General features: G+C 34.8%; 11 protein-coding genes. All 11 read right to left on the bottom strand.

Translation table 11 applies throughout. The features are described from left to right. Positions 1 to 16: 16 nt before the first annotated feature. Complete coding sequence (locus ACIGHG_RS21815; protein ID WP_396550545.1) at positions 17 to 835, bottom strand: ABC transporter ATP-binding protein; 819 nt, start codon at positions 833 to 835, stop codon at positions 17 to 19. 15 nt (positions 836 to 850) lie between these two features. Then, the gene (locus tag ACIGHG_RS21810) at positions 851 to 1,873 is read right to left on the bottom strand and encodes a FecCD family ABC transporter permease (RefSeq protein ID WP_336473261.1); all 1,023 of its coding nucleotides are present in this window, start codon (positions 1,871 to 1,873) and stop codon (positions 851 to 853) included. Then, on the bottom strand, positions 1,866 to 2,873 hold the full coding sequence (locus ACIGHG_RS21805) for a FecCD family ABC transporter permease (RefSeq protein ID WP_336473260.1): 1,008 nt from the start codon (positions 2,871 to 2,873) through the stop codon (positions 1,866 to 1,868). The genes ACIGHG_RS21810 and ACIGHG_RS21805 overlap by 8 nt, the downstream gene beginning before the upstream one ends. A 22-nt stretch (positions 2,874 to 2,895) precedes the next feature. Next, positions 2,896 to 3,864 carry an iron-hydroxamate ABC transporter substrate-binding protein gene (locus ACIGHG_RS21800; RefSeq protein WP_396550542.1) on the bottom strand — a complete coding sequence of 323 codons (969 nt, stop codon included), beginning with the start codon at positions 3,862 to 3,864 and terminating at the stop codon, positions 2,896 to 2,898. Between the two features lie 470 nt (positions 3,865 to 4,334). Then, positions 4,335 to 5,567, bottom strand: coding sequence for a peptidase T (gene pepT, locus ACIGHG_RS21795; RefSeq protein WP_336473258.1), 1,233 nt, complete (start codon positions 5,565 to 5,567; stop codon positions 4,335 to 4,337). Between the two features lie 117 nt (positions 5,568 to 5,684). Then, complete coding sequence (locus ACIGHG_RS21790; RefSeq protein ID WP_396550540.1) at positions 5,685 to 6,137, bottom strand: hypothetical protein; 453 nt, start codon at positions 6,135 to 6,137, stop codon at positions 5,685 to 5,687. 378 nt (positions 6,138 to 6,515) lie between these two features. Continuing rightward, a complete protein-coding gene (locus ACIGHG_RS21785) occupies positions 6,516 to 6,683 on the bottom strand; it encodes a hypothetical protein (RefSeq protein WP_336473256.1) in 168 nt (55 codons plus the stop codon). A gap of 431 nt (positions 6,684 to 7,114) precedes the next feature. Then, complete coding sequence (locus ACIGHG_RS21780; RefSeq protein WP_090913679.1) at positions 7,115 to 7,834, bottom strand: YebC/PmpR family DNA-binding transcriptional regulator; 720 nt, start codon at positions 7,832 to 7,834, stop codon at positions 7,115 to 7,117. 789 nt (positions 7,835 to 8,623) lie between these two features. Further along, positions 8,624 to 10,039, bottom strand: coding sequence for an amino acid permease (locus ACIGHG_RS21775; protein ID WP_336473283.1), 1,416 nt, complete (start codon positions 10,037 to 10,039; stop codon positions 8,624 to 8,626). Positions 10,040 to 10,150: 111 nt separating this feature from the next. After that, positions 10,151 to 11,149 (bottom strand): bifunctional threonine ammonia-lyase/L-serine ammonia-lyase TdcB, encoded by a 999-nt coding sequence (gene tdcB / locus ACIGHG_RS21770; protein ID WP_336473255.1) that lies wholly within the window; start codon positions 11,147 to 11,149, stop codon positions 10,151 to 10,153. 1 nt (position 11,150) lies between these two features. Then, the gene (gene ald / locus ACIGHG_RS21765; RefSeq protein WP_336473254.1) at positions 11,151 to 12,260 is read right to left on the bottom strand and encodes an alanine dehydrogenase; all 1,110 of its coding nucleotides are present in this window, start codon (positions 12,258 to 12,260) and stop codon (positions 11,151 to 11,153) included. Between the last annotated feature and the right edge of the window lie 350 nt (positions 12,261 to 12,610).

The raw sequence follows: 12,610 nt of genomic DNA, 5'->3' as shown, positions 1-12,610 counted from the left end.
CCCTCCTCTTACATGTTTAATTTGTTGCATAAACTTTTGCACATCCTTCTTGTAATGCACTATCATACCCAAAGCACACCGGAGCACCATTATAAGGATCTATCATTACCCTTGCATCAATATGAAACACACGTTTCAATACTTCATTTGTAATGATTTCTAATGGGCTCCCAATCTTAATGATTCCCCCTGCTTTCATCGTAATGATTTCATGTGAAAAACGTGCTGCATGATTAATATCATGTAAAACCATAACAACTGTACATTTATGTTCTTGGTTCAATCGTTCAACAATTTGCAGTACTTCTAGCTGATGAGCCATATCAAGATAAGTTGTTGGTTCATCTAATAGTAAAACTTCCGTTTCTTGTGCTAAAGCCATTGCTAGCCATACTTTTTGTCTTTGTCCTCCTGATAAATTTCCAATTTGACGGTTGCGAAAAGGAGTGGTATTTGTAATTTCCATTGCCCATTCAATCATTTCTTTATCTTTTGATAATAATTTATTCACATTATTACGATGCGGATATCGTCCGTAAGAAATAAGCTCTTCTACTTTTAATTCTGATGGAGCAATTGGATTTTGTGGTAATAACGCAAGTTGCTTCGCAATTTGTTTTGTTGAAATGGTATGTAAATCTTGTCCTTGCAAGTAGACCTTTCCACTTTTCTGCTTTAAAATTCGCCCCATTGTTTTTAGTAGCGTAGATTTCCCGCATCCATTTGGCCCAATAATCGTCGTCACTTTTCCTTCTTGTATTTCTACATTTAAATCACGAAATACCGTAAGCTTTTCATAGCTCGTTTCTAAATTTTCTGTACTTAAAACACTCACTCATCTTCACTCCTTTTACGCTTTCGCTTTAAATAACAAATATAGAAAATACGGTACACCAATGATAGAAATGACAATTCCAACCGGTAACTCTATTGGTGCGAAAACAGTCTTTGCAATAAAATCAGAAACAATAACAAGTAACATACCAATCACACCACATATCGGAATAACTTGATTATGATGAATTCCAACGAGACGTTTTGCAATATGCGGTGCCATCAGCCCAGCAAATCCAATACTTCCAGAAACAGAAACGCAAGCACTCACTATCCCAATACCGCTTAATAATAAAATGGATTTCTCTTTTTCGACTGAAATTCCGAGACTTTTTATACTCGTCTCTTCTAGTTGAAACATATCGAGTAAATATGCTTTCCTTTGTATAATAGGCACTAAAATAATTAACCATGGTAACATCGCAATAATATATTTCCAATTTGCATTATATATGCTCCCTGAGACCCAAACTGCTGCCATTTCAAAATCAGTAGCTTTCATTTTCAAAGATAAATATACAGAGAAAGAACTAAGACCGTAACCAATTGCTATTCCTGTTAATAATAGGCGTTGTGAATCTAATCTTCCGCCTTTCCAAGAAAACATATAAATTAAGATTGCAGAACCAAGTCCCCCGGCCAAGCCAAATAACGGCAGAAGCATAATAGAAAACCAGTCTGTACTCTTGATTTGTCCTTGAAAGAAAAACATAAAGACAACAATAGCCGCCCCTGCACCCGCATTAATTCCTAAAATACCTGGATCTGCCAATCCGTTTCGTGTAACTCCCTGAATAGCAGCTCCCGCAACGCCAAGACCAAACCCTACTAACGCCGCAATTACTATTCTGGGAAGCCTAAAATCAAATATAACTAAATCATGTTCAGGCACAGGATTTATTCGAAATATCGTCCGAATTATATCCATAACTGTCATATCAAATGTACCATTCGTTAAACTAATATAAATGGCAACTATAACTAAAAACAGGATTACACTAAATGTGACCATATAACACTGCCATGAATCTCTATGCATGTTTCTCTCCTCCTCTTGTTCGAATTAAATAAAGGAAGAAAGGAACTCCAATCAATGAAGTAACGACCCCTATTGGTGTTTCAAATGGATAATTTACAAATCTACTCAATACATCACATAAAGCGAGAAAAACTCCGCCTATTATACCAGCACACGGTATAATCCACCTATAGTCTACTCCAATTAAAAAACGAGTAATATGAGGGATGATTAATCCTACAAAACCCACCTTTCCAACTACAGCTACAGCAGTACCTGTTAAACAAACAACAGATAGGATTGCAGCAACTTTCACAAGTTTTGTACGTTGGCCCAAATTAATCGAAACCTCTTCTCCTAACGAGAGAATTGTAATAGATTTTGAAATCACAAGTGCCAAAACAATACCAATAACACCAAATGGAATAGATAATTTTAATATCTTCGGATCGATTTGATCCAACTTCGCATTGTACCAAAAACTAACATTTTGAGAAAGTTGGAAATAAGATGCAATTGCTATTGCCGTACTATTTAAAAATGTTCCTATAACAGTTCCTATAATAGCTAAACGAACCGGCGATAATCCATTTCGAAGCAATGAACCAAATCCAAAAACAATTCCCGCTCCTAATGCCGAACCAAGCATAGAATATAGAATCATATTCACTGAAGACATCCCTGGAATAAATACCATACAAATCGTAATAACAAACACTGACCCCTCTGTCACACCCATAATAGAAGGGGATGCAAGATAGTTTCTTGTCATCCCCTGCATAAGTGCTCCTGATATGGCCAAAAATGCTCCTACTAATAACGCACCAATTGCTCTCGGTAAACGAGATGTAATAATAATATTATGATTTACATTTCCTGAATCAAAATGGAATAGCGCATTCCAAGCTGTTTCAAAAGTAATATTTTTTGCTCCATACAATATGGATAACATAATCGTTAATAAAATTAACACAGGTGCCAAACATAAAATCATCATTGGTACCGCATTCATTTTCCGCATATCATTCAACGCACCTTACTATTTATTTAGATAAGTTTTTTTCTGCAGCTTTTAAGAAAGCTGTTTTACTCCAAGCTGTACCGCCTTGTGCCATCGGATCAACAGCGTTTACGAATACTTTTTCATCTTTTACAGCGTTAATACTTTGCCAAATTGGATTGCTTTGTAAATCTTCTAGCGTTTTCGGATTATCTTTATTTTCGCTTCCTTCAAATTGAACAAAGATATAATCCGGATTCATTTCTGCAAACTTTTCTAAAGCAATTTTTTCTTGCTTTTTAACTGCTTTAATCGCTTCAGGAGCCGTTAAGCCTAAATCTTTATAAATTACTGGATTGAAATAAACATCTTCTGGATACAGATTAATGCTTCCTTCTCTCAATCTTATTACAACAACTTTTTTATCTTTTAATTTATCTGCTACTTTTTCTTTCGTTTTCGCAGCATCCGCTTTATAATCTTTTATAATTTTTTCCGCTTTATCTTTTTTACTAGTTAGCTCACCCATTAATTTTAGGTTATCTTCCCAATGTGTTGAAATATGAGAAACAGGGAATGTTGGTGCTACTTTTGTAAATTTTTCCGCTGTCTCTGCTGGGAATTTAGAACTAGATGTAATAACATCTGGCTTTAATTTAAGTAGTGTTTCAAAATTCGGCTGCATTTTTTCACCAATAGATTCTGCACCTTTTAAATCTTTAGCTAAATAGTCAGGTATTTTCCCACCTACTGTAATTGCAGCTACTGGTTTCACTCCAAGTATGGCTGCATCTTCCATTGATTCTAAACTAGCTGTTGCAATTTTTGTTACTTTTGCAGGTACTGTATATTCTTTACCAAGGTATGTGATTTTCTGTTTTTCATCTTTCTTTGCTGTAGCTTCTACACTTTCCGTTTTCTTCTCACTTGAGCTTTTTTCTGCACTATTACATGCAGCAAGACCTAAACTTAATACTGTAACCATTCCTAGTGTAAATAACTTTTTGTTCATATTAAAAAGTGCTCCTTTCAAAAATAAAAATTTATAACTTTGTCAATCTAATAAAATAGTATTCTTATCTATGTATTGCAGTACAATTCGCCAATATTGACACGCACATTCTTCACTTTACCTATTAAACATATTATCTTTTAATCCCCCTTAACCACCAATAGTGATAATGATAATTATTATCACTATTGATTATATGCATAGACTAAAATTATTTCAAGAATAATTTGCAAAGTTTTAACAAAAAATAGAAAATAATAGTTAGAAATCCATATTCCTCATAAATCTTTTTCTTTTACACCTACTAATTTTTGAACAACGAACCCTATAAAAGAGGTAAGATAAAATGGAAGTCTCACTTTATGGCGAGTTCTTTATCCATTACACTCTAAAAAATTAATACGGATTTATATAAATAATTCTATATAATCCAAAACCCCGAATAGGAACACTATTCGGGGTTTTGTCTTTTAAGCTTTTTCTTCAAATAATCGTGCAATTTCAATAATAACTTGAACGGCTTTTTCCATATTATCTACAGATACATATTCAAATTTACCGTGGTAGTTTTCCCCACCAGTAAAAATATTTGGTGTTGGTAAACCCATATACGATAACTGCGAACCGTCAGTTCCTCCGCGAATTGGTTGAATATTTGGTTCGATATCAAGATTTTTCATTGCTTCATATGCAATATCAACAATTTCTTTCACCGGTTCAATTTTTTCAAGCATATTGTAATACTGATCATTCATCTCAAGAATAATATTTTCTGTACCATACTTCTCTTGCATCTGTTTTGTAATGGCTGTTATTCTCTCTTTTCGAGCATGAAAATTTTCGCGGTCAAAATCACGAATAATGTAAGTAGATTGACTTCGCTCCACATCACCATTTATAGAAATAAGGTGATAGAATCCTTCGTATCCCTCTGTATATTCCGGTGCTTCTTCTACCGGTAGTTGCCCGTGAAATTCCACCGCGAGCTTATTGGCATTTACCATCTTATTTTTAGCTGTTCCAGGATGAGTACTATTCCCTTTAAAAGTGAGCTTGGCACCAGCAGCATTAAAGCTTTCATATTCTAATCCACCTAGCGGACCTCCATCCATTGTATACGCAAATGAAGCCCCAAAAGTTTCTACATCAAAATGAGATGGACCGCGGCCAATTTCTTCATCAGGTGTAAATGCTACTCTAATTTTCCCATGTTTAATTTGTGGTTTATGTAATAAATAATTCATTGCTGTCATAATTTCTGCAATGCCCGCTTTATCATCTGCACCAAGGAGCGTTGTTCCATCGGTTGTAATTAATGTATGACCTTGATAAGATGGGAGCTCTGGAAATAATTCTGGTGTTAATACAACACCTAGCTCCTTATTTAACGTAATTGCCTTCCCATCAAAATTTTCATGAATTTGCGGCTTAACATTCTTCCCTGTAAAATCCGTAGCTGTATCCAAATGAGCTAAAAATCCAATTACAGGAACCTGCTTGTCCGTATTTGGAGGAAGCGTCGCCATCACGTAGCCATTCTTATCCATCGTTACTTCCGATAATCCAATTGCTTTCAGCTCTTCTACTAGTTGCTTCGCAAATTCAATTTGGCCAGGCGTTGATGGTACAGTATGACTTTCTGCATCAGATTGTGTATCCACCTTAACATATCTTGTAAAACGTTCGATAATTTCTTTTTTCATACTACCTCACTCCTTTTTATCTATCTTTATTTATTATAAGCCTTTGTTACTTTTCTTTACAGTTAAAGGTTCGTAATACTATTACGAACCTTCTTTTTATATCACCATAATTATTATTTAATTTAACAATTTAACTGGCGCTGTGTAAATTGTGTCAATTGAACCGTCAACATTTGTGACTTCAATTTTCACACGGAACGTGCCTGTTTCCGAAATTGATTCGCCATTACCTGTTGAAACGATAATTTCTTCATTTGTCCCAGCTGGTAACATAGAACCCCAGTTGAAATCAGCATCATAATAACCCCAACCAGTTGCGTATTGCTTTTCGATAGAAGCTTTGTAATGTACATCATAAGCTTTATCATTGGTAGTTTTTACGATGATATTTTGCCCCATATGGTGTTCCGTAGCATGTAATTGAATCGTGAAATTGTTCACCGTTTCGCTAGGACCACAGATGTAACGACAGTTTTCATCTGCATGTGCTTTTGGTGTTTCTAAATTCATCACCGTTAAACCGCCTAAAGCTAAAGTTCCTGCTAATAATACTTTACCAAATGTTTTCACTTGAAATTCCCCCTAAGTATATTCTCAATTCGTTCGGTAGATGTCACATTAAGTAGTTTTATAACATTAATCTAATCGAACGATTTTTTTGCCTCGAGTGCATTCGCTATTAATCTTTCATCTTATAGTAATCTAATCTCCACATAAAATTCCATAGTTTTGATTCCCATATATGTATCTTGATGTACATAGAATAAATTCGTTAATACGTCCATTGCCGATGATACGTTTTGTTTGTTTATTTATCCCACCCTCTCCATTACCGTTTATTGGTAAAACATTGTTTTCATTATATAATACTATCATCTATTTACAAGTGAAAATAATTCTGTATGCAAAATAAGTGCTAAAAAAACGAACCTATAGTATGGCTCGTTTTTACATGTTCCATGATAACCCTGCTAATTCCTCATTAACATTTTGTTCAATTTTTTGATGATACGATTTTTTAACATCTTCAATCATAGATTCATAACCTTGTTTGAATTGAAGGTAAGTTCCATTCAAACACATAAAGACGAACAATTTTTCAGCGAATGCAATCATAATTTTCTTGTTAAAAAATCCTCAGTTATTCCTTCTTCCATTAATTTGTCGATATTCTTTATGGAAGCTTAATGGTAGACATACTGTTTAATATGCAAAGCTTTGATTTCTTCCAGCTCGATTACCTCAAATTTATTTTCAAGATATTAAAAAAAAGCAGTGATATTAGTTTTCCTACTTTTTAATGTTCTAGGAGTATGTCCTTTGATTTGTACATGGAATAAAAATTCTTTTAATAAATCTTTTAATAACAAAAAAACGCCTCCTCAATGAGTGATTTTACAATCTACCCATGAGAAAGCGTTTATCGTAATTAATTACGGTTAATATCGTCACGTTTATCATAATTGACAATATTTTACATTGTAAATTTAGGCTATCATAATGATACAAACCTTGATTTATCAAGCTTTAAGGTCTGCCTTGTTATATTATTCACCTAAATCAACATTGTGGTACACTTGCTGAACATCTTCTAAATCTTCTAATGCATCGATCATTTTTTCAAATTTTACTTGTGCATCTTCTGGAAGTGTTACTTCGCTTTGTGCAAGCATTGTTAGTTCTGCAACTGTAAATTCAGTTATGCCAGCATTTTTAAATGCCTCTTGCACTGCATGGAATTGATCCGGCTCTGCATAAACGATAACTGCTTCCTCTTCTTCCAAGATGTCACGCACATCTACATCTGCTTCCATTAAGATTTCAAGTGCTTCATCTGCTGTCTTACCTTCAAGACCAATAACAGCAGTTGCATCAAACATATACGCTACTGATCCGTTTACTCCCATGTTACCAGCATTTTTGCTAAATGCAGCACGTACATCTGCTGCAGTACGGTTCACGTTATTTGTTAATGTATCTACGATTACCATTGATCCATTTGGTCCGAAGCCTTCATAACGAAGTTCGTCATAGCTTTCCTCTGAACCGCCTTTTGCTTTTTCAATCGCACGGTCAATAATTGTTTTCGGTACGCTGTACGTTTTTGCACGTTCAAGTACAACTCTTAAAGTCTGGTTAGATTCTGGATCTGGTTCCCCTTGTTTTGCTGCTACATAAATTTCACGTCCAAACTTTGCATAAATACGACTCGTATTTGCATCCTTTGACGCTTTTTTGTCTTTAATATTGTTCCACTTACGTCCCATACTTGTTCCACTCTCTTTCAACTTTGAATCTACATAAAAAATAGTAATATAAAATATGCTGTTTCTTCAACAATTTTTCATTATATTTCATATTGTTCACAAAAAAGACAAATTGAAGATGTCACATTTATTCACTACATTGTATTATACCTTATTACAAGTTTAATAATCAAAGAAAGACCGGTCATTCTTATCTATATAAATACAAATTAAAAAATCCACATATAAACCCTCTTTCTTTTTAGGGGGGCGAGAGCATCTGGCCATGCATATAAACCCTTTTCTTTTTAGATGGACAAAAGCATCTAGCCATGATGCACAGTTGCGGTCAGAACCTTTTCCTGCCGCGGGCAATGCTGAAAACAAAGGGAGAAAACGAGTGCAAGGCACTTTTTTCTCCCTAGCAGCACTTATATACTGAAAAAATCAAAATGAATTTATCCCGCATTAACGGGCAGTAAGACCCCCACCTTCAGATTTAGAGAGAAACGAAGAAGATAGGTGGGGGACAACTGCCCGTAAAAGCCCGATTGGTGAGGGCTTTCCATCAGTGGGGGATGAAGAATCCCCCCATTAATGGAAGTTTCACTTTATATATTGATGTATACTGCCAACTCCATTAGACTTTTTTGAAGACGCTTCGAACGATAGGTAAATATTAAAATTATTATGACATATTCTCGTATAGTAGACTTTACTATTAAATAGATTACAAACTGCACTTCTTCAAAAATAGTAATATATTTTGGGGCATGAAATAACATGCAAGTATACAAAAAACTTTTCTCTTCAATTTATTCCTTTACATTTATCTTCTGAAATAGTTTCTTTTCTCAAATGACTATGTTTTTTTGAATAAGCAAAGTATACAAATGCTCCAATTGCTAACCAAATTCCAAAATACAACCACGTTGTTAAAGGCAAGTTAACCATTAAAAATAAACAACATACAATTGAAATAATCGGTACAAGCGGTACAAGTGGTACCATAAATCCCCGCTGCAAGTCTGGATGCCTTTTACGAAGAATGATAACAGATACCCCCACCATCGCAAACGTTAAGAGTGCCCCAATATTCGCTAAATTTGATAACTCTTTCAAATCAATAAATCCAGCAATTAAAGCACTACCCATTCCGGTTAACCAAGTTGAAAACGACGGCGCTTCCGTTTTTTTATTGATTTTCGCGAAAGCTTCTGGCAATAAACCATCACGGCTCATCGCAAAGAATACGCGTGTTGTTGCATAAATGTAAGCGAAGATTACCGCCATAATTCCAATTACAGCTCCGAATGCAATTATGCCTGCCACTTTATCTTGTCCCACAACTTCTAATACATAAGCCATTGCTTCTGGTACATCTAATTCTTTATAAGATACCATTCCAGTCATTACAAGACACACTGCGACATAAATAATTGTACAAATTACTAATGATGCAATAATACCGATTGGTAGATCGCGCTGCGGATTTTTTACTTCTTCTGCTGAAGTTGCTAGCGCATCAAATCCTAAGAAAGCAAAGAATACAGCCGCTCCTCCTGCAAAAACGCCGCTTAAGCCATACGGTGCAAATGGAATCCAGTTTGCTGGTTTTACATAGAACACACCAACGGCAATAAATAATATAACAATACAAATTTTAATTAACACCATTGCATTATTCACACGTTTACTTTCTTTCGTCCCACGTGATAATAACCATGTTAGTACAAGTGTAATCATTACTGCTGGCAAATTCACAATACCGCCCTGTGATGGGATTGTTAATAATGCTTTCGGTATCTCTAATCCAAATCCACTTATTAAGTTGTGAAAATACCCAGTCCATCCACCAGCTACTGCTGCGGTTGTTACAACGTATACGGATAGTAACGTCCATCCCATTAAATGTGCTACAAACTCTCCAATTGTTGCATATGAATATGTGTATACACTACCTGATACCGGAAGTGTAGAAGCGACTTCGGCATAGCATAAAGCTGCAAATCCACAAACAATTGCTGCAATCATAAATGAAAAAATCACTGCTGGTCCAGCATCTCTTGCCGCAACCAATCCAGTGAGCACAAGAACTCCTGTACCAATTATCGCACCAATACCTAACATTGTTAAATCAAACGCCCCTAATGTTTTCGTTAAAGTCTTACTTTGACTTTCTCTTAACAATTGGGCAACAGATTTCTTTTTAAATAGATTAACTATAAGACTTACCCCCCTCTTATTAAGAAGAGCTAAGAGGATTTCTCTTAGCTCTTCTCGTGTTCTATGAACATATTTCTTAGTCTCATTTTTTATTTAACAAATTTTAGATTATTACTTTACTTCATTCGCAAAGAAATGCTCACATACGCTAGAAATACGAGTTAAATCAACATTTCCACCAGAAATAATCGCTACTACTTTTTTTCCTTTTATATAGGAATCAACTTTACCAGCAAGAAGAGCAGCTGTCGCTAATGCTCCTGCGCCTTCTACAACAGCTTTTCCGCGTTGTAATAAATCTTTCATAGCTACTTCTAACTCATCTTCTGATACAGTTACAATATCATCTACTAATTCTTCTACGATTTCAAAAGTTAAGTTTCCTGGAATTTTTACTGCGCAACCATCAGCAATAGTTGGTGCTTCATAATGCTCTACAATTTCACCTTTATCATACGAAGCTTTCATTCCATGAACATTATCAGCTTGAACACCGATTATATTAATTGAAGGATTAAAAGTTTTAAGTGCTACCGCGATACCAGCAATAATTCCGCCGCCGCCAATAGGTACAATTACAGTATCAACATCCCACATATCATCAAGAATGTCGAGGCCAATTGTTCCCTGACCTGCCATAACTTGTACATCATCATATGGATGTAAATATGTTTCTCCAGTTTCTTTTATAATTTCTTCACATTTTGCTTTTGCATCATCAAACGTATCACCATATAAAATGACTTCTGAGCCGTATCCTCTCGTTGCTTCAACTTTCGCTTTTGGAGCAGAAGTTGGCATTACAATTTTACTTTTAATTCCAAGTAAATGTGAAGATAACGCAACACCTTGGGCATGGTTACCAGCAGAACAAGCAATAACTCCACGAGCTTTTTCTTCATCTGTTAAAGTAGAAATTTTATTGAATGCCCCGCGAAATTTAAATGATCCTGTTAATTGCATATTTTCTAATTTTAAATATATTTCCCCGCCTGTTTTACTTGTTAAATAAAAGGATTTAACAAGCGGTGTTTTACGAGCGTTTCTATCAAGAATTTGTTTGGCATTTTTAATATCATCAATATTTAGCGGCAAAGTTTTAGTAATCATATTATAACACTTCTTTCAATTGTTTATAATCTAACCCTAACGTTGTTCCTAGATTTTCATAAGTGATGGTTCCTTTATAAATATTGATACCATGTACTAATGAAGGTTTGTTTTGAATCGTCTCTTCTAAACCATCGTTCGCAATCGCTAATAAATAATCGATATTTCCATTCGCTAATGCCATAGTAGAAGTACGTGGAGTTGCCCCTGGCATATTTGGTACAGCATAATGAATGACATCGTGCTTAATAAATACAGGATCATTATGTGTTGTATAGTGATCAATCGTTTCAATCGTTCCACCCTGATCGATTGAAATATCAACAACAACACTGCCCGGCTTCATGGACTGAATCATGTACTCTTTCACAATTTTTGGTGGTCTAGCACCCGGAATTAAAATTGTTGAAATAAATAAATCTGCAGTTTTAATAGCTTTCTCTAAGTTTTCAGTAGTAGATTCGATAACTTCAACTTGATCATTTGCGTATTTTTCTTTTAAATAAGCAATTTGTGTTTGATTTAACTCTAAAATCGTTACGTGGCAACCGATTCCAACGGCCATATCACAAGCATTAATTGCAGCGTTACCTCCGCCTAAAATTACAACATTACCAGCTGGAATACCTTCTATTCCTGATAATAAAATACCTTCTCCTTCATGTTGTTTTTCTAAATAATAAGCTCCCATAAACACTGCACGACGCCCAGCAATTGCACTCATCGGTTTTAATAATGTTAAAACTCCATTTTCACTAATTGTTTCTCCAGCAATAGCTGTTGTTCCCGCTTTTCTCATCGCTTCCACACACTCTTTTGAAGCTGCTAAATGTAAAAATCCCCAAACAATTAAGTCTTTCTTAAAATATTTATATTCTTCCACTAAAGGTTCTTTTACTTTTACTACCATATCAACATCCCAGGCTTGCTCTTGATTAACTAAAGTAGCACCTGCATTTGTATATTCTTCATTTGTATAACCTGATCCTAGACCAGCATCTTTTTCTATTAATACTTCATGTCCAGCTTCAATTAATTTCTGGGCATTTTCTGGTGTCATCCCTACACGAGCTTCACCTTTTTTAATTTCTTTTACTACGCCAATTTTCATGCTGCCACATCCTTTTACTTTTAAAATGTAATATACACCATTACATTATTTTTATACGATCCAGACAAACGTTCTTACATTTCCTCGTTTGTCTGGATCGCTGTTCACACCTACAAGATACACTTAGAAAAATGATGAGTCAACACTCTGTGAAATAGTTCACAAAATGTTTTTTTTTATATTTAAAATAAATTTTTTCTTACAAAGAAGCATTGAAACCACTTTTTAAGTATGCTAGACTTTGTCACGAGTAACATCTCTTATGAATTCAAATAAACCGCAATTTTATTTTTTTATTTACATTTGTGAACATCTTCACATTGAATAATATGGAAATACCTTTATAAGAC

This window comes from Bacillus sp. NPDC077411, assembly GCF_044543425.1.
In the GTDB taxonomy this organism is placed as follows: Bacteria; Bacillota; Bacilli; order Bacillales; family Bacillaceae_G; genus Bacillus_A; species Bacillus_A bruguierae.
The sequence above is the reverse complement of the archived record's forward strand: the minus strand, read 5'-3'. Positions and strand labels throughout refer to the sequence as shown.

What these genes read in the sequence shown, in the direction of transcription:
- ACIGHG_RS21810 (WP_336473261.1), bottom strand. Translation starts at nt 1,873, where the DNA reads ATGCATAGAGATTCATGGCAGTGTTATATGGTCACATTTAGTGTAATC.
- ACIGHG_RS21805 (WP_336473260.1), bottom strand. Translation starts at nt 2,873, where the DNA reads ATGCGGAAAATGAATGCGGTACCAATGATGATTTTATGTTTGGCACCT.
- ACIGHG_RS21800 (WP_396550542.1), bottom strand. Translation starts at nt 3,864, where the DNA reads ATGAACAAAAAGTTATTTACACTAGGAATGGTTACAGTATTAAGTTTA.
- pepT (WP_336473258.1), bottom strand. Translation starts at nt 5,567, where the DNA reads ATGAAAAAAGAAATTATCGAACGTTTTACAAGATATGTTAAGGTGGAT.
- ACIGHG_RS21785 (WP_336473256.1), bottom strand. Translation starts at nt 6,683, where the DNA reads ATGATTGCATTCGCTGAAAAATTGTTCGTCTTTATGTGTTTGAATGGA.
- ACIGHG_RS21780 (WP_090913679.1), bottom strand. Translation starts at nt 7,834, where the DNA reads ATGGGACGTAAGTGGAACAATATTAAAGACAAAAAAGCGTCAAAGGAT.
- tdcB (WP_336473255.1), bottom strand. Translation starts at nt 11,149, where the DNA reads ATGATTACTAAAACTTTGCCGCTAAATATTGATGATATTAAAAATGCC.
- ald (WP_336473254.1), bottom strand. Translation starts at nt 12,260, where the DNA reads ATGAAAATTGGCGTAGTAAAAGAAATTAAAAAAGGTGAAGCTCGTGTA.